The organism is Sulfobacillus thermotolerans, assembly GCF_039623705.1.
GTDB classification, from domain to species: Bacteria; Bacillota; Sulfobacillia; order Sulfobacillales; family Sulfobacillaceae; genus Sulfobacillus; species Sulfobacillus thermotolerans.
The window spans coordinates 631,404-650,024 of the sequence record NZ_CP133983.1 but is presented as its reverse complement, the minus strand read 5'-3'; the positions used below and the strand labels follow the sequence as shown (position 1 = coordinate 650,024).

Genomic DNA, 18,621 nt, shown 5'->3' with positions numbered 1-18,621 from the left:
TCCTTGCAAATTCCCACAATAAACAAAAAGACCCCTTCCGAGAGAAGAGGCGCTACGCTGGTATTCTCTCATCCGTCCCCGTAAGTGAGGTCGGGATTGGCACCTTGGCATGGGTAGCCGGTTGCCGGGCTTCATCGGGCCTGTCCCTCCGCCGCTCTTGATAAGAGCTTCATGGTCAATTGTCTTCCCGAGTATATAGCGTTTCCCCAAACGCTGTCAACATCCACGACACGTGGTTTAAGCGGGTCTCCCCGGGGATGGTGCCAGCTCCCATCCCCGGCATCCGGCCTATAAATAGGCTAAACCGGGCGGTTCGTTAGAAATTTCTGCCTGGTTGCCTCTCCACCCCGAAGATGACGCTCGGCCTTATTCACTTCTAGGACTTTTTTCACTTCTGTGGCTAATGCTTGATTGACTTTAGGTAATCGTTCGGTGACATCCTTGTGGACCGTGCTTTTGGATACGCCAAAAACCTTTGCAGTATCACGAACGGTTGCGCCGTTATTCAGAATATAATTTCCGATGTCCACAACACGCTGCCAGATATGGTCCTTCACATTTCCGGCCCCTTTCTCCCCCCGAACTTGGTAGAGTATATGGGCCGCAAAAAAATAAATGCCAGAGCAAATAATCCTGCTCTGGCATTTCATGGGTTCACGAGGAAGGGTGCATAAAACCTTCCGGGTTGGTTGCCATAGACCCGTGAAATACTTGGAAGTCTAAGTGAGACCCCGGTTGGCGGCTATAAATACTGCTGCCCCCTACACTCCCTACGACTTGTCCTTGCTTAATCATCTGACCCGCCTTGACACTGGCGCTGCCCAAATGTCCATAGACCGTTTCATAGTCATTGCCATCCTTCACAGTCACGGACAGTCCTTGATGATCGACATTGTCGACTTGCGTGACCACTCCACCCCAAGCCGCATGCACGGGTGTCCCCGCTTTTGCGGAAACCGTTATGCCCGGATTGTAGTACCACTCATTGAGGGCGCCCGAATACTGCCATCCAAAGGGATTGGACACGGTGCCGTTAATCGGCATCAGCAACGGGGCCGTAGTGTCGTTAAGGGCGGGAGCCTGAGCTGCTTGATGTCCACGCGCACTGGGCACGTGATGCGCGACCGGCACGGTCACTGTATGCGATGACCGGTGTGTCAGTGCAAATGTTAGAATGCCTCCCCCCACTACTGCGACTCCCCCAATGATTCCGAACATGGTGAGACGACGATTCGCCATAGTGTCTGTTCCTCCACTTTCGTATGCGCTGCTGCGCCGAGGATATTCATATCCTCTTAATTCCAGTGTGCCCAGGAACTGGTAGTTCAAACACACTCAATAAGTCACGGTCACCAAAGGCGTACCTACATCAACCTGCTCTTCGTCCCAATAGGTGTTGTAGTTCGTCGCCACTTGCAAATTGACCGCGTGCCCCTGAAGAGAGTCGTGGGAATGAATGAACGCCGTGTATCCCGCGACCGACACGTACTGAGGGGTTTGAATGCCGTTGACACGCGATGCTCCGACTGCACGAAAGGCCTGATTAACCAAGGATTCTTCCTGGCTCACCGTCAAAGGGTGAGGTAAGGTCCCCTGCAAGGTTAGGGACAGATGAACCGCGCCATAAGGGGCCAGGATGCGCCGCACGAGAGCGGTGCTTTCACTTAACCCATGAAACCCTTGACTGCCTACCCGGTCAATAACGAGATAGGTCGCGCCAGAGGCCAGACGTTCCGCGATCAGTTCGGTCTTGAAACCGGCAATGGTTGCATGGATATCGGCCTTTTGATAGTCTGCGCCCTGGGTTTGTTGCACCGTACCCGTGACGTGACTCTGCGTCGCCAGTTTGTTGACCCACTGTCTTAATGACATTCCCCGTGCTGTCCCCGCCATTTCCACCCAGCCATTGATACTAAATCCCTGTGGAGTAGCCTTTGTCGCCTGAAATGCGGTCATAAGCGGCGAAATTACGGCAGCCCTTACACTCGCCCCCATCCACACAAGAATGGCAACCGCGAGGACCCATAATCCGTTTTTCACAATGGCTTTCATGTCTTGTCCCCCTATGAAGTGTTGTCTACCAGATTGTTCCACCCCAGGGGTCAGTTCATACATGACAGAAGATGACGACGAGGACAGATGCACGGAGGGAGAGTCGCCAGTACCGTCTTTCGTAGATAATCTCGGTAAATAAATAAGCCCTTGGTCCCCCACCCCCATAGGTCACCGCACGACATAGCACCTTGTTCAGCCGAAGACTGAAATGAGACGGGAATGCTCCTCAGCCCGGTCGTGTTTAATCCCCTGCCTTCATCCCTAGTACATAAAAAAGGACTCCGCAGAGGATGTCTGCAGAGTCCTTTTGGTCCACGTTGCTTAAGCCGATGTCATACCGCCCGCACTGTGCCCAGCCAGTTTTAGACGATTTTCTGCGCGCTGCAAAGCGCGCTTAGCCCGAATCAAGTCAATATCCGGTTTGGCTTGGGCAATCGTCTCGAGCGCTCGTTGACGAGCCAACTGGGCTCGTGCTACGTCAATTTCCGAAGCGCGTTCGGCCGAATCAGCCAACACAACCGTTGTGTCATTTCCCACTTCGAGAAAGCCCCCGCCGATTGTGAACTGTTCAACATTACCCGCTTCAGGGTAGACCGTGATGATGTGAGGCACCAACGGAGTGATAATTTGCATATGATGGGCTAAAATGCCAATTTCTCCCTCGGTCGACCGGACGATAATATACGTCACAGGCCCGTCAACCACGGTGCGTTCAGGTGTCACGATTTTCAAATGATACGGTGTCGCCATAATGTCCCCCCTGCCCTAAAGGGTCTTGGCTTTCTCGACGGCCTCATCAATAGACCCCACCATGTAAAACGCCATTTCAGGGAGATCGTCATGACGCCCTTCTAAGATTTCCTTGAAGCCCCGAACGCTTTCGCGAATCGGTACATACTTTCCGGGGGTTCCGGTAAATTGTTCCGCCACAAACATCGGTTGAGACAAGAACCGCTCTAATTTCCTAGCACGAGCGACAATCAGCTTGTCATCATCGCTCAGCTCATCCATCCCCAGAATGGCAATAATGTCCTGGAGTTCCTTATAGCGCTGAAGCACAGCCTGAACACCGCGGGCCACCGCGTAGTGCTCCTCACCGACCACCTGTGGGTCTAAAATCCGTGACGTTGACGCTAACGGATCCACAGCCGGGAAAATCCCCTTCTCAGAAATACGCCGCTCCAAGTTGGTCGTGGCATCCAAGTGCGCAAATGTCGTTGCTGGAGCCGGATCGGTATAGTCGTCGGCGGGCACATATACCGCTTGAATAGAGGTAATGGAGCCCTTCTTGGTTGAGGTAATCCGCTCCTCCAAATCACCGATGTCCGTCGCTAACACCGGTTGATATCCCACCGCTGAAGGCATACGGCCGAGTAATGCCGAAACCTCAGACCCCGCTTGAATAAAGCGGAAGATGTTGTCGACGAAGAACAGCACGTCACGGCCTTCTTGGTCACGGAAGTACTCGGCCATCGTCACGCCGGACAAAGCCACGCGCATACGCACCCCGGGGGGTTCATTCATTTGACCATAGACCAAGGCAGTTTTGTCGATAACCCCAGATTCAGACATTTCGAGGTACAAGTCATTGCCTTCACGCGTGCGCTCGCCGACCCCGGCAAACACCGAAAATCCGCCGTGCTCGGTCGCAATGTTGTGAATCAACTCCATAATCAACACCGTTTTGCCTACACCAGCACCGCCAAAGAGCCCCACTTTACCTCCCTTTGGATACGGAGCCATTAAATCAATGACCTTGATCCCGGTTTCAAAAATCTCTGTAGACACCGCCTGCTCCGTAAAGCTCGGCGCTGACCGGTGAATCGGCATCGTACTTTCAACTTGAACAGGACCTTTGCCGTCGATGGGCTGGCCCAACACGTTGAACATGCGCCCTAAGGTCACATTGCCGACCGGAACACTGATAGGGTGTCCCTCGTCAATGACCCGCATGCCCCGGACTAAGCCATCGGTGGACGCCATTGCGATGCAGCTGACTCGGTTATCACCAATTTGATGAACCACTTCCAAGGCCAAATCCACGGCATCCGAGCCTGCGGTCGTTTCTGAACCCTCTTTTGCGTCCGCTACCACATGTAACGCGTTATATATGGCCGGCATGTGGCCTTGGGGAAACTCCACTTCCACTACTGGCCCCAAAATCTCTACGACCTTGCCTTCGTGTGCTGCCACCCTTGATCCTCCTATTCCAATGCTTCGGCGCCGCTAACCAACTCGGCAATCTCCCGTGTAATTGCCGCCTGACGCAAGCGGTTCCGCATCAATATCATCTGGCGAATCAACTCATCCGCATTCTTGCTGGCGGAATCCATTGCCGTCATCCGCGCCCCGTGTTCACTTGCTTTAGACTCTAAAAGAGCGCTAAAGATGACGACTTCCACGTACCGCGGAAGCAAGTCGTTAAACACCGTTTCCGGATCTGGCTCGAATACGTAGCTGCGCTCTGCGCCAGACTCCTCCGCTGGCGGTTCTTCGACAGGCAATACCCTAAGGGTACGAACCTCGTGGGTCAGTGGATTGATGAATTTGGTATACGTCAGCCACACCTCATCGACCTCACCACCAAGGTACTGCTGCAAGATTTCCCGTGCGATCGCTTGGGCCTGATGTAATGTCGGGTCATCGCCTACTCCCAAAAACTCTTGCAAAATGGGAATGTTTCGGTGGGCTAGATAGTCGCGTCCCTTACGTCCAATGGCAAAGGCCGCGGCGTTCTTCCCTCCCACTTCCTGCATCTTGGCGACAGCCTGCCGCAAAACGTTCGCGTTATATGGTCCCGCAAGTCCCCGTGCTGAGGTGATAATCACAAATCCTTTGCGCTGCACGGTGCGTGGAGCCACGAGCTTTTGAGCTCCCCCTTTGCTGACGGCCCGCCGCGTCACGGCTTGAATCTGCTCGAAATAGTCCCGCGCCTTTTTGGCCCGCAACTCGGCTTTCCGGAGCTTGGCAGCGGCCACCATTTTCATCGCCCGGGTAATCTGCTGCGTATTCTTTACGCTTTTGATTCTACGATCGACTTCTTTCAGTCCGCCCGCTGCCATTTACAACACCGCCGTTTTCTTGAATTCCTCAATGGCGTCCGTTAACCGTTGCGTCGTTTGGTCCGTAAAAGCACGATCTTTGTGCAAGGCCTCGTAAATTTCGGGATGCACAAAACATCTTGGCCCTTCTGGTTCAGAATCGTGTCCACCGCAATGGCCGTTTTACCCGTCTGGCGGTCACCAATAATTAATTCGCGCTGGCCCCGACCAATGGGAATCATCGAGTCGATTGCCTTAATCCCCGTCTGCAAGGGCCGGTTGACCGGTTCGCGCATAATGATGCCCGGAGCGGGATATTCCACCGGTCGTTTACGATCCGTGTGAAGCGGACCTTTGCCATCGATAGGCATCCCTAGGGCATTGACGACGCGTCCAATAAGCGCCTCTCCCACGGGCACTTCCACCATTGTACCGGTCCGTTTGACCCGGTTGCCTTCTTTAATGCCCGTGTCACTGCCTAATATCACGCAGCCAACATTGTCTTCGGCTAAGTTCAAAGCCATTCCAAAGACGCCATTTTCAAATTCCAGCATTTCTCCGGCCATACAATTGGAGAGGCCATAGATCCTGCAGATACCATCACCGACACTCAAGACGACGCCAGATTCGGAAAGCTCGGTCGCCACATCGTATTTTTCTATTTCTTCTCTGAGAATGGCACTAATTTCTTCAGGTTTAATGCTCAACGACTAACCCTCCTCCGTTTCCACGCAGACGCGCACCCAGAAGCTCCATTCGCCGCCGAAGGCTTCCATCGAGCACACGATCCCCAATTCGAATGATCGCGCCCGCCATCAGAGCAGGATTTTCATGGGCGACAATGACCACATTCCGTCCAGTGGCCCTTCCCAGCTTTTCTGCAAACATTTGCTTTTGCTCCGCACTTAAGGCGCTCGCGGTCTCGACATGCGCTTCCAAGATACCGCGGCTATCCTCGACTAAGGCCGTAAACTCGTCATAGATCGCAGGTAGAAGCTCTTGACGGTCCTTATCTACAACCACGTTTAAAAAGTGGAGAATAACAGGGGACACACGGGAACCAAAGACTCTGTGCAATGTCTCCTTCTTGGCATGATGCGACACCTGCGGATGATGAAGAAACCCTTGGAGGTCAGGATGATCGTTCAACGTGTCCACGACTTCCCGAAACTCTGTATGCACCCGCTCAACGCTCTTGGTATCGTCAGCCAAGCCGAATAAGGCTCGAGCATAAGGTCGTGCAGCGCGCGCATCTATCATTGCAGCTGCCCCGCATCCTGAAGCACCTCATCAAGGTATCGCTCTTGGTCTTTGGCATCGAGATTCCGCTCCAAGAGTTTGCCCGTGGCATGCATTACTAGGCCCGCGACTTCCGACCGAATGGTTTGCAACGCATTGTCCCGCTCGCGCTGAATTTCTTCAAGGGCGGTACGTTGACGGTAACTTGCCTCGCGCTGAGCCGCTTCTACAATCTTTTTGGCTTCTTCTTCCCCTTCACGACGCGCCTGAGCAATCAAGGTCTTGGCATCTTCCCGCGCCTGCTTTAACAGAGATTCCCGCTCGCTGGCAAATTTCTCGGCTTCCTCTCGCAAAGCATCCGCATCATGAATTTGCTTGCCAATGTTTTCCCGGCGCTTTTGCATGGCTGCTAGAAGGGGCTTGTATACATACAGGCGCATGAGAATGAGCAAAATGACCCATTGCAGCACGCCAGCAATCATATTGCCCAATGTTAACGATGTGCTGGACACAGTTTAACTCCCCTTTTGTGGCAATCTCAGCGTTCCTACGGCTCCGGGACTAACCAATCTTGGTAAAGACGAACAGCACGAAGGTAATAACTGGCCATGCTTCCACCAAGGCCACACCAACCAATGCCCATGTCAAAAGACGACCTAGTGCTTCCGGCTGCCGCCCGACACCTTCGACCATCCGTCCCATAACCAAACCGTTACCAATACCCGCGCCGATGGCGCCACCTGCCGCTGCTAGTGCTCCAATGAACAACAAAATATCATGTGAACTCACGCGTTATTCCTCCTTGAGCTTTTTCCGCTGTAATCTTCTGTTTGTGTTCTTGCCTGGACTTAATGCTCGTTGCTCGCTTGAATACTCATATAAGCCACCATCAAAATCGTGAAAATCAACGCTTGAATCAAAGAAATCACCAGACTGAAAATGAGCCAGGCGGTTCCCACCACCACAACGACTATCCAGCCGGCCCAGTCGTGGGGTAAATTCGTCGTCATGCGGAGCACTAATTCTCCTGCCAAAATGTTTCCGAACAACCGAAAAGCCAAGCTCACCGGCATGACAAGCTGCTCAAGCGCATTGACGATAAAGCCAAATACCGGGATAGGCCGCCAAAACCAGCCGACCAAAAATCCTCCCAGGCCTTTGTATTTGATCCCAGACCATTGAATGAGAAGAAAGATCACAATCGCCAGCCCAGCAGGCATACTCAAAAAGGCCGTTGGCGAATGAATCCAGCGGGTCCCCCCGATTCCGGGCAAGGGCAATAACCCCACAATGTTGGCAACCACTAAAAGAAGGAACAGGGTTAGGGCTAACAACGTTAAATTGGGCGCCAACTCTTTGGGCGCCATCTGCTCCACTAACTCCTGAAAAGTTTCCAATGCACTTTCCAAGAGATTTTGTGCCCCGCTCGGCACAGCAGAGGTCACATTGCGCACGGCCGCTAAACCAAACGCAAGGACAACTAGCATGGCCAAAAGACCGGTGTAAAACGGCGGCCATTCAAATTGTGTCAATGAAAAAACCATCAATTCACCCCCTTGTGCCGCGACCTGAATATCGCCCAGATCAGATATATCGCATAAGGCACAAAGATCCCGAGCAACGACCAGCCTACACTGAGAGTCGTGTAATGCTGAATGACGTAAAAAAACACCCCAAGCAGTATCAACCGTGAAAAGAGCCGCAAATTAATGCTAGTCAACGCTGCACGCTGGTTTAACTTTGCCCAGAGCGGCAAGCGCAGGCCGAGCCCCACCAAGTCCACAATGCCGGGAAGTATCCCCGCTGCCATACTGAAGAAAATGATGCGATTTGGGACAAGCACTCCGATGAGCACGAGGCAACCCGCAAGGCTTAGAGACGCTGCAGCCGATCTCCGCCAGAGCATTGAAAATTCTTTCACTTTAGCAAGACCCGGGCCAAGCGATAAACTCCCCACATTCCAGATCCCATTCCGAGTAATACTCCTAGGATGGTAAACAGCGGACCTGTATGCAGCAGTCCATCCAGCCACCGACCAAGAAGCAGTCCGATGATTACGGCAGCGACCAGTTGAAGCGACAGAGTCATTGCAATACCCAGTCCACGGGTTGCGGTCAATGGACGTTTGCCATTCTTCTCTGATCCCGTCGTTATTCACCCTCTTCTCGATCATTCCCGTTGAAAGTTTGCCCATAATCGGCATAATTATGAAAACCTACCAGGCAGACTCCCAACATGTGCCTTGGCTGAAGAGATTGTTCCGCGCAAATCACTGCAGGGTCTCTACCGCCAATACGGACTGAATTTCGGGAAGTTCACGGCAGTCTGCACACTCGACAGATACCAACATGGGTATGAAGGTGAAAACCCTCACAATCGATAAGTATAGTCCAGGGCAAAAAACCCGTCAATAGACTCAGGCGGGCTATCTCCCCTTGAAACCCCATGGACCGACATCAATCCGGCACAGTCCCAAATTGACGGTCGCCGGCATCTCCTAATCCCGGAATAATATATCCGAGTTCGTTTAGACGCTCATCCAATTGAGCCGTATAGACCCGAACATCCGGATGACACTCTTCAAGCTTTTTGACACCCTCTGGGGCGCTGATAATACTAACAACACGGATGTTGCGAGCGCCTTCCGCCTTAAGATAGTCAAGAGCATCGACGGCCGATCCCCCCGTCGCTAGCATGGGGTCCAATAAAATGACCGGATGGTCGTGATACGATGCGGGAAAGTTGCTGTAATACCGAATAGGCTTCAAGGTGCGGTGGTCACGGTACATGCCCAAATGGGACACCACCGTGTCTGGTACAACATCACGAAAGCCTTCCACCATTCCGAGTCCCGCCCTAAGCACCGGAACGAGCACCAACATTTTCTGTACCCTATATCCTGTCGTTTCCGCCAAAGGTGTCCTCACCGATATGGGAGTCAGTTCCAAGTCCTGCAAGGCGGGAAATGCCAACAACCGCGTTAAGGCCGTCAAATGTTGCCGAAAAGCATCTGTTCCTGTCTCTTGGCGGCGCAAGATGGAAATATGGACTTTGACAAGTGGATGGTCCACAACAATCAGCATAAATGGCTCCTTCATGTCAGCACATACCACGTCACGCTAGCCTATATCATCCCAACATATCCGGCGTACGGGTACTGACCATAATCGGCGGCCCAGGCTAAGACCTGTGGCCGCCCCTATGAGGCGAGTCCTCGCGATTACATGCCAGGGTGCTCGATTTGTTCAATTTTCTGCAGACGACGAATATGGCGGCCGCCGTCAAAGGCCGTGGTTAGCCAAACGTCAAGCACTTCTTGCGCCAACTCAGGAGCAATCAGGCGTCCTCCCATCGTCAAAACGTTCGCGTCATTGTGCTGGCGTGACAGCCGCGCGGAGACCACATCATTGGCTACAGCAGCCCGTACGCCGGCGGTTTTATTGGCAACAATCGCCATCCCTAAACCACTGCCACAGATTAACAATCCGCGCTCGACGTCACCCGCCGCGACAGCCACCGCCACCTTATTCGCATAATCCGGGTAATCCACCGAATCCGGTCCAAATGTCCCGAAATCTTCAACATCCCAGCCTTGATCAATGAGGTGATTGACCAAAATTTCCTTTAACGGCCATCCTGCATGATCCGCTCCGACCGCAATCCGCATGCTTTATTCCCCCGTTTCTGCCTTGGCGCAATAATCCTGCCCGAGTTTCTCTTTAAGACGGGCAAGGAGACGATAAAGACGCCATGCTAAAGAATCATAATACACTTGGTTGGTACCTAGCGGGTCAGTTATTTCTCCGCCCTCGCCTAAAAATTGTGGTAACACGAATGTCTTGTCGGCCCATTTTGGGCGCAGTCGGCGCACGGTTTGCGCTTGGGACGTTGTCATGGTCAAAATTAAGTAATAGTCCTCGTCAAGATTAGACACATCGCGAGAACGGTGGCGGCTCAGATCACCCCCATAGGGCTTGACCGCCTCCTGAGCAAATTCTTCGGCCGCTTGACCTGGCCAGGCCGCTACACCTGCAGAGCTGGCGGGCCAACACTCTATATCCATCGCCCGCCATAGCGCTTCGGCCATGGCACTGCGACACGTATTGCCCGTGCAGACAAAAAGAATATTCCTTTGTGTCTTCGGCATTACTCCTCCACCTGCCTCGATGCAGCCTTCCCTAAACGATTCGCCACCGCCAAACCCACACCAGCCGTATCTTTAGGCCATATCACCACAATCGCACCGGGATGCATGTCATCCAATTCCCGGAAGCCGGTAAAAAGTCCATGCGCTACCGTGTTAACATCCTGCCCAATTGGACGAAAAGCTTGCGCCGGATAAGCCTGCCACCGTAATGGGGCTAAAAGAGCAAGCGTCGAAAACTCCTGGCGCAAATGATCGAGTTCTTGGCCAATGCGCTGATCATCTCTCATATTAAGCCAAATGACCGGAGCTTGGGGAGCGTAATGTCGATATTTCATTCCCGGCGCACGGTGAGTCGTCTCCGGTCCCGCGAGCAATACCGGTTGGCCTAAAACCTTCTCCAAACGATCACGCCCTATGAATCCCGGGCGCAGAAGAACTGGCGGGTCCACAGCACAATCAACTATGGTTGATTCCAGCCCCACCATACTATCGCCGCCATCAATGATATAAGGAACCCGGCCTTGGAGGTCCCTTAGCACATCCGTAGCCCGCGTGGGACTGGGGCGGCCCGACCGATTGGCGCTGGGCGCAGCAATCGGCGCCTTCAAGCCGTCAATCAGGGCGCGTGCAACCGGATGGTTAGGAGCCCTGACCGCCACGGTCGGCAAGCCTCCCCGCACCACCTCAGACACGCGCTTGTCCGCTTCGAGAACAAGGGTCAAGGGCCCCGGCCAAAAAGCATGGACTAACCGCTTGGCACACTCCGGCAAAGGCCCAGGCACCAACTCACGCAGCTGGTTTTCATCAAGCACGTGGACGATTAAGGGATTGTCGACGGGCCGTCCCTTAGCTTCGAAAATTTTACGGCATGCCTGAGGGTCTTGTGCATTGGCTCCCAACCCATATACGGTCTCAGTAGGGAAAGCCACGACCTCTCCTGCTTTGAGCGCCTCTATCGCTGGTGCTAGCCGATCCTCAGGCAAGATCACAGTCTGCAATGGCCATTACCCCTTTTCACCCCAATAGCATGACATAAATTATCCCTAAAACCAAGGTCACAGCAAATACGCTAAGACCAAACGGGAGATACCGCCTAAATTCCAAACGGTAACCCCGTTCCTCCGCCATACCTTGAGCCACCACGTTGGCCGATGCCCCAATAATCGTGGCATTACCGCCAATCGCAGCCCCCAGAGCCAATGCGGCCCACAATTCCACCCCATATTCAGGATGCATCTGCCCTAGGCGTTGAACCAATGGTATCATTGCCGCGACTAGTGGGACGTTATCCAACAACGCCGAGAACAGCGCACTGCCCACTAAAATTGTGAGGGGCATCCACTGTCCCAACGGATGCTGCGCCAAAAATTTGGCTAAATGGGCAATTACGCCGCCATGTTCAAGTGCCCCAACAAGAATGAAAATGCCAATAAAAAAACCTAAAGTTCCCCAATCGACTTGATTCCAAATCCGCACACTCTTTCCAATACTAGCTAGCATGCCTAAGGCGGCTCCAGCCATCGCGATAGTGCCAGCCGCAAGATGCCACTCTCTTTGTAGCACAAATGCCACGAGCACCCCCGCCAATATCGTCAGCAAAAGTCCCCGACGTGATTCAAGCGGAAACTCCTGCAGCCTGCGAGGTCCGTCCATCTCGGCTGGCAAGGGATTTGATGAAAATGTCATGAAATAAGGTACGATCGCCGCCAATCCGACTAATAGCAAAATGGCCGGAGGGGTCCAAAGAGATTTGCGCTTCTGTCACGAAAGGCTCCCCCTTCCGGGGTTATTTCTCTTTAGGCGGTATGTCTTCTGGGTGCTCTTGCATCCATGCCTCCCAGGCATTGAACCCCCCACCGAGCTTATGTACTTTATGATAACCCTGCTCCTCTAAGACTTCCGCGGCGTAATCGCTGCCGCCTTTACCCAGTTGACAATACACCACCACATCCGCTTCCGGATCCCAGTGCCACTCCTTGTCTTCCAGATCGGTAACGGGAACATGATAAGCGCCAGGAATAGCCCCCACTTGACCCAACCGGACATCAATCACGACAACCGGATGTTGGGGCTTAGCATTTTTCAATAGTTGCGCTAAGTCAGAGGCACTAATGGTGTCAGCCATAGGTACTTCACGCCTTTCTTTCCGCACATATGATACGGTCAATGCCTGCTAAATCCTTCTCCCGCTCCAGCACGGTGAATTGTTGATCCCTCAAGAGTTCCTCTACCGCATCCGCCTGACCCGCACCGATTTCTAAGTACACACGGCCTTTCATTGCCAACTTAGTGGGAAGCTGGCGAATGAGCCTTTTAATCACCGCGAGTCCTTGCTCAGGGGCATATAGGGCGCAAGCCGGTTCGTACTGTAGCTCGGGCTCCAATTCGCCCGCTTGATCGATATCAACATACGGCAAATTCGCCACAACGACTGTTAGAGGCCCTGCAACCTCATCCAGTAAATCGCCGTAAATCCATTGAATCTCTGTCCGAGTCGCAATGCGGTGCGCGTTGTCTTGTGCCACTGCCAACGCACTAGAGCTAATGTCTACCCCCATAATATGCCACTTTGGGTCTCCATAATACGCCAAAGCTAACGCTACCGCCCCACTTCCCGTGCCCACATCAACAATCCTTTGGGTCGTTTTGGCCGTATCCCGGAGTACCCGCTCGACTAAATGCTCTGTTTCCGGCCGAGGAATTAAGACGCGGGAATCGACCATAAGGTCTAAACCCATAAACTCTCTTCGACCCACAATGTAATGATATGGGACGCGTTGACAACGCTGGTCAATCGCTTCCTCAAAATGCGCACGCATCGAAGGGGTCACCCGTTCCTGGCCAGACAACCAGCGTACCAAGGGTACCCCGGAGGCCTGACACCAAAGACTTTGGGCTTCCCGGTAAGAGACTTCAACCCCTGCGCTGGCCAAACGCGCAGCGCCACGTGTCACCAACGTTCGCCACGAAGGCGTGTCCGTCATGATCCCTCCTGGAGCCTCTCTTCTTGTTCTTGGGCCTGCAGCGCCTCAATAATCTCCTCAATATCACCATCTAGCACGTCATCCAAACGGTGCAGAGTCACTCCCACACGGTGATCCGTCACGCGCCCTTGAGGAAAGTTATAAGTTCTTATGCGTTCAGACCGGTCGCCTGTCCCCACTTGCTGTCGGCGCTCATCGGCAATCTCGCGGGCCTGCGTACTGTCGTACAAATTCTTGAGCCGCGCGCGCAGCACCGTCATCGCTTTGTCGCGGTTCTTCAATTGGGACTTTTCATCCTGGCAGGTTACCACTATGCCCGTCGGCAAATGCGTAATTCGCACCGCTGATTCCGTTTTATTGACGTGCTGCCCACCCGCTCCACTTGCGCGCATGGTATCAATCCGCAATTCCTCCGGATCAATATGCACCTCAACCTCTTCCACCTCAGGCAGAACAGCAACAGTCACCGTGGAGGTATGAATCCGTCCACCCGCCTCAGTCACTGGCACACGTTGCACGCGGTGCACACCCCGCTCAAATTTTAAATGACTGTAGGCACCATGACCTTGGATCATAAAAATGATTTCTTTAAACCCACCAATATCGTTCGCCCTCAACCATTCCGTCGCGAATGGCTTCAAGAAACCCGCGAATCGATGTCAATGGGGTCCGCAAGTCGTGGGCCACGTGGGCCAACAACGTATCCCTGACTTCTGCTTCTTTTCTTAATTGGTGCATCTGTGAGGTTATACGGTCCGCCATGCGGTTAAACTCCTGGGCCAGCTCCCGCACCTCTTGTGCGCCCTGCTCTTGAGCATGCACCTCATGCGCATTATCCCGCCCCATCTGTGACACGGTCTCCCGTAGAGCTAATAAAGGCTGGGCCAACCGTTTAGAAAACCCATAGGCTAAAATTGCGGCCATCACAATCGCGGCGATTTCACCTAATAGTAACAGCCCCGTAAGGGATCGCGCCGTATGGTTCGAGTTACTAAGCGGCGCTTCCAGAAACACCGCGCCATAAATGTGGCCATGCGCAATCACCGGCACACCGGCGGTGGCCTCCGCTACATGATTCGGTCCTTCTAACACCCCTTGAAACTGCTGTCCATCTTCCAACACCCGAACCAGAATGGCTTCTGACCACGGGGCCGCCGGCAACCGCTTATTTCCCGTTTCCAAGAGAATCTGACCGGTATCATCCAAGACAAACACGCGATCGTTCAACGTGCCTTGCAAGACACTCACCAAATAGGCCGCTTCTGGCCCATACAGAGTCCCCGTAAAGTATCCTTGCATGACCCCTGATATACTTTGCCCACGAGTCGCCAAATCTCTGACTTGGGCTCCGACCAAATAATTGCGAAACGTAATGTTGGAAATCCCTAAGGCGATAGCCAGCACCATAATCGTCACGGCAACATGACTAAAAATCAGCCGAGACGACAAACTCCGCCCAAATTTTGAATTCCACCGCCAGCGCACTTAAGCTTCACGCTCGTGGGGTTTAAACCGATATCCCTGGCCCCACACCGTTTCGACATATTGATAGTCCGCTGCCGCCTTCAGCAATTTCTGGCGCAACCGGGTAATATGCACGTCTACCGTGCGCCCATCGCCTTCAAAGTCGAACCCCCAGACGCGGTCAAGCAGTTGGTCACGGCTAAAGACCTGTTGAGGATGTTGAGCCAAGAACCACAACAGATCAAATTCACGCGGCGTCAATGTCAACACTTCTCCTCCCGCCGTGGCCAACCGCTGCTGTGCATCTAGCATTAATCCTGGAAAACGAAGAATTTCCGTCTCTCCGGGTCCTTGTGGTGTCTGGGTACGTCGTAAGACTGCCCGCACCCGTGCCACTAACTCTTTAGGACTAAAGGGTTTAATAAGGTAGTCATCCGCCCCTTGTTCTAATCCTGCGATCCGGTCTTCTTCATCCCCTACGGCCGTTAACATGACGACCGGCAGCCACACTTGTCGCTCCCGAATCGCTTTGAGCACCCCAAAGCCATCCAATCCGGGCAGCATGATATCGAGGACCACCAAGTCCACCGGATGTTCTTCAAGTTTTTTTAAGGCTGTAAGCCCGTCCGCCGCTTCAATAATCTCGAAGTCCGCGCTTTGCAAATATAGTCGACACAGCTCGCGGATATGGTCCTCATCATCCACTAACAAAATGACGGGCTTCTTGTCCGCAGCGTCCATGTTAATTGGAGCCTCCTTGCATCGCGGCAAACATGCGGAAGAATTCGGCATTAGACTTCGTTCGGCGCAAATTCTGCAGAAGCAATTCCGTCGCCTCGACATCTTTCAGATTATGAGTGGCCTTACGAACCATCCACACCACTTCTAACTCTTCCGGAGTCAAGAGCAAGTCTTCACGACGTGTACCCGAACGTTTGATATCGACAGCCGGGAACGTCCGACGTTCGGCCAATTTCCGATCGAGATGCAGTTCCATATTGCCTGTGCCTTTAAATTCTTCATAAATCACGTCATCCATGCGCGAGCCCGTATCCACCAACGCGGTGGCTAAAATCGTGAGACTCCCGCCTTCTTCCACTTTCCGTGCAGCCCCAAAGAATCGCTTCGGCTTGTGTAAAGCCGCTGGATCCATTCCACCGGACAATGTCCGACCCGATGCTGGAAGCGTGAGGTTGTAAGCTCTTGCCAAGCGGGTGATCGAGTCGAGGAAAATAACCACGTCGCGTCCCATTTCTACGATGCGTTTGGCGCGTTCCAAGACCATTTCGGCAACCCGTATATGATCTTCCGGGGGCTCATCAAAGGTTGAACTGGCCACCTCCGCACGCACGGAGCGTTGCATATCGGTGACTTCCTCTGGGCGTTCGTCAATCAGCAGGACCATCAGATGCGTCTCCGGACTATTGACGGCAATGGCATTGGCAAGCTTCTTAAGCAGAACCGTTTTTCCCGCCTTGGGCGGTGCCACAATCAAGCCGCGCTGTCCTTTCCCAATCGGCGAAATGATATCGACAAGACGCGTGGCCAACTCTTCGCGGGTTGTTTCCAAATAAAACCGCGACTGGGGAAAGATTGGCGTAAGGCCATTGAAATCCGGACGTTCTGACGCCTTTTCCGGCGACATCCCGTTAACCGCTTCCACTCGGAGCAATGCGAAATATCGCTCGCCATCTTTCGGGGGACGAGCTTGACCCGACACTTTGTCACCCGCACGCAAGTCAAAACGCCGAATTTGAGAGGCCGATACATAAACATCTTCCCGGGAACGCTGAAAGTCCGTTGGCCGTAAAAATCCGTAGTCACCAATAACATCGAGCAGACCTTCTGCAAAAATAAAGCCATCTTTGTGTGTACGCGCCCGCAATATTTCCCAAATGAGTTCCCCTTTACGGTAAGACCGAAAGTTTTCCACATTTAAGGAACGGGCCAGCTTATACAAATCCAACAGCGTCATCGCATCTAGTTGCGCCATCGACAATTGATTTTCGCGGGTCGGACGCGGTAAATCACGACGCGGCGCGCCTTGTTGCGTTCCCGAAGGTCCAGGCCGTTTGGACATATCGCGTCCACCGGAGGGTGCAGGACGCGGAGCCCCGTTGTTTGTGTTCCCCGCATTAAACGCAGGATTTTTATCCCGTACGCCGGGACGATCCTGCCCACCTGGTTGAACAGGTGGCGGCGTGGGAGACGCGGCCGGACCCGTTTTTACAGACACCGATTGCGCCGGTGGCGCGATGACGGCCGGAACAGCCGGCAACGCAGGAGCCGAAGCGAGGGAAGGATCAGGACGAGGGGTGTCAGAACTCGTGGTGGTCGGTGTGGTTGCTGCTGGTATCGTCACCTCTGGCGATGGTGGCAAGGCGGCTGGAGCTGCCAACTCCGTTTCTGGCGGCTTCGCAGGTTCTACTGGCGTAGCAGGAGCCGCTACCGTTTGTTCAGGAGAAACATCGGTCGACTCGGCAACGCGTTCCATAGTCTTTTTCGAACGCCGCTTAGGCTTCTTAACCTCAGGGCTTTCACCGGTTTCGGCTCCCTCTGACTCGCCGGCCATTTGTGTTGCCGTCTGAACAGGAAGAGCCTCTTCCGTCTGGGCCTTTTGCGATTTACGCCGCGACCTGCGGGGCTTCTCGTCCGAGACCGGTTCGACACCTTGCTCAGCAGTGACTTGAGATTCGGTAGAGAGCTCGGTTTTTTTCTTACGCCCTCTCTTTTTAGGTGTTGCCACGGATGCAGTCTCTACCGCATCCTCCGCTGCCACCGACGACGATTGTTCTGCAGGCGTTGCAGACTGGGCAGCCTCTACATTCTTCGTCCGCGAAGTTCGCCGACGCTTGGGCTTCGTCTCTTCGACTGCCATGCCCTCTTGAGTTCCTTCACCAACCATGAATCACTGTATCCTCCCTGCCATCTCTTTTGGCTTACGATTTCTCGGCAATGCGATGAACGGCCGTAATATAGCGAATAGTTCCAGAGCGTGAGCGCATCACCACCGAATGGGTAGTGCAAATGCCTGGTGCATACGTCACCCCTTTAAGCAAATCCCCCGTGGTAATACCTGTGGCCACGTAGATGGCATCATCCCCTTTGACGAGATCATCCACAGTTAAGATGTGATGTGCATCGCGCACGCCCATACTGTGCAACCTGTCCAACTGGGTGTCATCTTCGGGAATCAGCCGCGCTTCCATGACACCCCCTAAAGACTTGACCGCGGCGGCCGCAATGACACCCTCAGGGGCTCCACCACTTCCCACCAGCATATCGACGCCCGAACCAGGTAAGCACGCGGCAACGGCCGGAGACACATCTCCATCCGTAATAAGCTTGACCCGCGCTCCCGCAGCACGAATCCGCCGGATCGTTTCTTCATGCCGCTCCCGGTCCAACAAGACAACGGTTAAATCGCTGACGTCGCGATGGGTTTTAGCCGCCAAAGCTTTTAAGTTGTCTTCAATAGGGGCATCGAGATGGATGACCCCCACCCCTGCGGCGCCTGCCACAATTTTTTCCATATACATGTCGGGTGCATGCAAAAGGTGGCCTTCCGGGGCGACTGCCATGACTGCTATGGCTCCTGCCGTTCCTTTGGCCACCAAATTTGTTCCTTCTAGCGGATCCACCTAGAAATTAGCCATAAAAATTTTAAGATGCGGCTGTATGCTATCACAAA

At 53.5% G+C, this 18,621-nt stretch carries 24 protein-coding genes, 2 pseudogenes and 1 riboswitch; all 26 genes and pseudogenes read right to left on the bottom strand.

Features of this window, described 5'->3' with window-relative positions:
• Positions 1–65 precede the first annotated feature (65 nt).
• Positions 66–167: riboswitch (SAM riboswitch) on the bottom strand.
• Between the two features lie 132 nt (positions 168–299).
• Complete coding sequence (spoIIID, locus tag ORD20_RS03295) at positions 300–557, bottom strand: sporulation transcriptional regulator SpoIIID (RefSeq protein WP_103376338.1); 258 nt, start codon at positions 555–557, stop codon at positions 300–302.
• A 97-nt stretch (positions 558–654) separates the two neighbouring features.
• Positions 655–1,239: a M23 family metallopeptidase gene (locus ORD20_RS03290; RefSeq protein WP_103376181.1), complete on the bottom strand. Its 585-nt coding sequence runs from the start codon at positions 1,237–1,239 to the stop codon at positions 655–657.
• A gap of 96 nt (positions 1,240–1,335) precedes the next feature.
• On the bottom strand, positions 1,336–2,052 hold the full coding sequence (locus ORD20_RS03285; RefSeq protein ID WP_158246338.1) for a YwmB family TATA-box binding protein: 717 nt from the start codon (positions 2,050–2,052) through the stop codon (positions 1,336–1,338).
• A gap of 324 nt (positions 2,053–2,376) precedes the next feature.
• Positions 2,377–2,805 (bottom strand): ATP synthase F1 subunit epsilon, encoded by a 429-nt coding sequence (gene atpC, locus ORD20_RS03280; RefSeq protein WP_103376183.1) that lies wholly within the window; start codon positions 2,803–2,805, stop codon positions 2,377–2,379.
• A 15-nt stretch (positions 2,806–2,820) separates the two neighbouring features.
• Positions 2,821–4,248, bottom strand: a complete 1,428-nt coding sequence (gene atpD, locus ORD20_RS03275) for a F0F1 ATP synthase subunit beta (RefSeq protein ID WP_103376184.1) — start codon at positions 4,246–4,248, stop codon at positions 2,821–2,823.
• An 11-nt stretch (positions 4,249–4,259) separates the two neighbouring features.
• Positions 4,260–5,117 carry an ATP synthase F1 subunit gamma gene (atpG, locus tag ORD20_RS03270; protein ID WP_103376185.1) on the bottom strand — a complete coding sequence of 286 codons (858 nt, stop codon included), beginning with the start codon at positions 5,115–5,117 and terminating at the stop codon, positions 4,260–4,262.
• Positions 5,118–5,221: 104 nt separating this feature from the next.
• A pseudogene (locus ORD20_RS03265) lies at positions 5,222–5,803 on the bottom strand (F0F1 ATP synthase subunit alpha); the annotation flags it as partial.
• Positions 5,793–6,356 carry an ATP synthase F1 subunit delta gene (gene atpH, locus ORD20_RS03260; RefSeq protein WP_103376187.1) on the bottom strand — a complete coding sequence of 188 codons (564 nt, stop codon included), beginning with the start codon at positions 6,354–6,356 and terminating at the stop codon, positions 5,793–5,795. The pseudogene ORD20_RS03265 and the gene atpH, both read right to left, overlap by 11 nt.
• Positions 6,353–6,847: a F0F1 ATP synthase subunit B gene (gene atpF, locus ORD20_RS03255; protein WP_103376188.1), complete on the bottom strand. Its 495-nt coding sequence runs from the start codon at positions 6,845–6,847 to the stop codon at positions 6,353–6,355. Before atpF ends, atpH begins: the two co-directional genes overlap by 4 nt.
• Positions 6,848–6,896: 49 nt before the next feature.
• Entirely contained in the window at positions 6,897–7,124 is a 228-nt protein-coding gene (atpE, locus tag ORD20_RS03250; RefSeq protein ID WP_037912202.1) for an ATP synthase F0 subunit C, read from the bottom strand.
• Between the two features lie 59 nt (positions 7,125–7,183).
• Positions 7,184–7,879, bottom strand: a complete 696-nt coding sequence (atpB, locus tag ORD20_RS03245; RefSeq protein ID WP_103376189.1) for a F0F1 ATP synthase subunit A — start codon at positions 7,877–7,879, stop codon at positions 7,184–7,186.
• Positions 7,879–8,190, bottom strand: a complete 312-nt coding sequence (locus ORD20_RS03240) for a hypothetical protein (RefSeq protein WP_242968593.1) — start codon at positions 8,188–8,190, stop codon at positions 7,879–7,881. The genes atpB and ORD20_RS03240 overlap by 1 nt, the downstream gene beginning before the upstream one ends.
• 62 nt (positions 8,191–8,252) lie before the next feature.
• Positions 8,253–8,453, bottom strand: coding sequence for an AtpZ/AtpI family protein (locus ORD20_RS03235; RefSeq protein ID WP_242968594.1), 201 nt, complete (start codon positions 8,451–8,453; stop codon positions 8,253–8,255).
• Between the two features lie 338 nt (positions 8,454–8,791).
• Positions 8,792–9,418: a uracil phosphoribosyltransferase gene (gene upp / locus ORD20_RS03230; RefSeq protein ID WP_103376191.1), complete on the bottom strand. Its 627-nt coding sequence runs from the start codon at positions 9,416–9,418 to the stop codon at positions 8,792–8,794.
• A 137-nt stretch (positions 9,419–9,555) separates the two neighbouring features.
• Complete coding sequence (rpiB, locus tag ORD20_RS03225) at positions 9,556–10,002, bottom strand: ribose 5-phosphate isomerase B (protein ID WP_430626508.1); 447 nt, start codon at positions 10,000–10,002, stop codon at positions 9,556–9,558.
• Between the two features lie 3 nt (positions 10,003–10,005).
• The gene (locus ORD20_RS03220) at positions 10,006–10,482 is read right to left on the bottom strand and encodes a protein tyrosine phosphatase (RefSeq protein WP_103376193.1); all 477 of its coding nucleotides are present in this window, start codon (positions 10,480–10,482) and stop codon (positions 10,006–10,008) included.
• Positions 10,482–11,471, bottom strand: coding sequence for an L-threonylcarbamoyladenylate synthase (locus ORD20_RS03215; RefSeq protein ID WP_242968608.1), 990 nt, complete (start codon positions 11,469–11,471; stop codon positions 10,482–10,484). The genes ORD20_RS03220 and ORD20_RS03215 overlap by 1 nt, the downstream gene beginning before the upstream one ends.
• A gap of 25 nt (positions 11,472–11,496) precedes the next feature.
• Positions 11,497–12,168, bottom strand: a complete 672-nt coding sequence (locus ORD20_RS03210; protein ID WP_430626507.1) for an SLC13 family permease — start codon at positions 12,166–12,168, stop codon at positions 11,497–11,499.
• A complete protein-coding gene (locus ORD20_RS03205; protein ID WP_430626743.1) occupies positions 12,098–12,247 on the bottom strand; it encodes a hypothetical protein in 150 nt (49 codons plus the stop codon). The genes ORD20_RS03210 and ORD20_RS03205 overlap by 71 nt, the downstream gene beginning before the upstream one ends.
• A 21-nt stretch (positions 12,248–12,268) precedes the next feature.
• Positions 12,269–12,607 (bottom strand): rhodanese-like domain-containing protein, encoded by a 339-nt coding sequence (locus ORD20_RS03200; RefSeq protein WP_103376196.1) that lies wholly within the window; start codon positions 12,605–12,607, stop codon positions 12,269–12,271.
• A gap of 7 nt (positions 12,608–12,614) precedes the next feature.
• Positions 12,615–13,466 carry a peptide chain release factor N(5)-glutamine methyltransferase gene (gene prmC / locus ORD20_RS03195; RefSeq protein WP_103376197.1) on the bottom strand — a complete coding sequence of 284 codons (852 nt, stop codon included), beginning with the start codon at positions 13,464–13,466 and terminating at the stop codon, positions 12,615–12,617.
• Positions 13,463–14,092: pseudogene (locus ORD20_RS03190) on the bottom strand (peptide chain release factor 1); the annotation flags it as partial. The pseudogene ORD20_RS03190 and the gene prmC, both read right to left, overlap by 4 nt.
• A complete protein-coding gene (locus ORD20_RS03185) occupies positions 14,055–14,390 on the bottom strand; it encodes a histidine kinase dimerization/phospho-acceptor domain-containing protein (protein WP_430626674.1) in 336 nt (111 codons plus the stop codon). The gene ORD20_RS03185 and the pseudogene ORD20_RS03190, both read right to left, overlap by 38 nt.
• Positions 14,391–14,951: 561 nt before the next feature.
• Positions 14,952–15,671 (bottom strand): response regulator transcription factor, encoded by a 720-nt coding sequence (locus ORD20_RS03180; protein WP_103376200.1) that lies wholly within the window; start codon positions 15,669–15,671, stop codon positions 14,952–14,954.
• A 1-nt stretch (position 15,672) separates the two neighbouring features.
• Positions 15,673–17,835 (bottom strand): transcription termination factor Rho, encoded by a 2,163-nt coding sequence (gene rho, locus ORD20_RS03175; protein ID WP_103376201.1) that lies wholly within the window; start codon positions 17,833–17,835, stop codon positions 15,673–15,675.
• Between the two features lie 34 nt (positions 17,836–17,869).
• The gene (glpX, locus tag ORD20_RS03170; protein WP_430626506.1) at positions 17,870–18,571 is read right to left on the bottom strand and encodes a class II fructose-bisphosphatase; all 702 of its coding nucleotides are present in this window, start codon (positions 18,569–18,571) and stop codon (positions 17,870–17,872) included.
• Positions 18,572–18,621 lie beyond the last annotated feature (50 nt).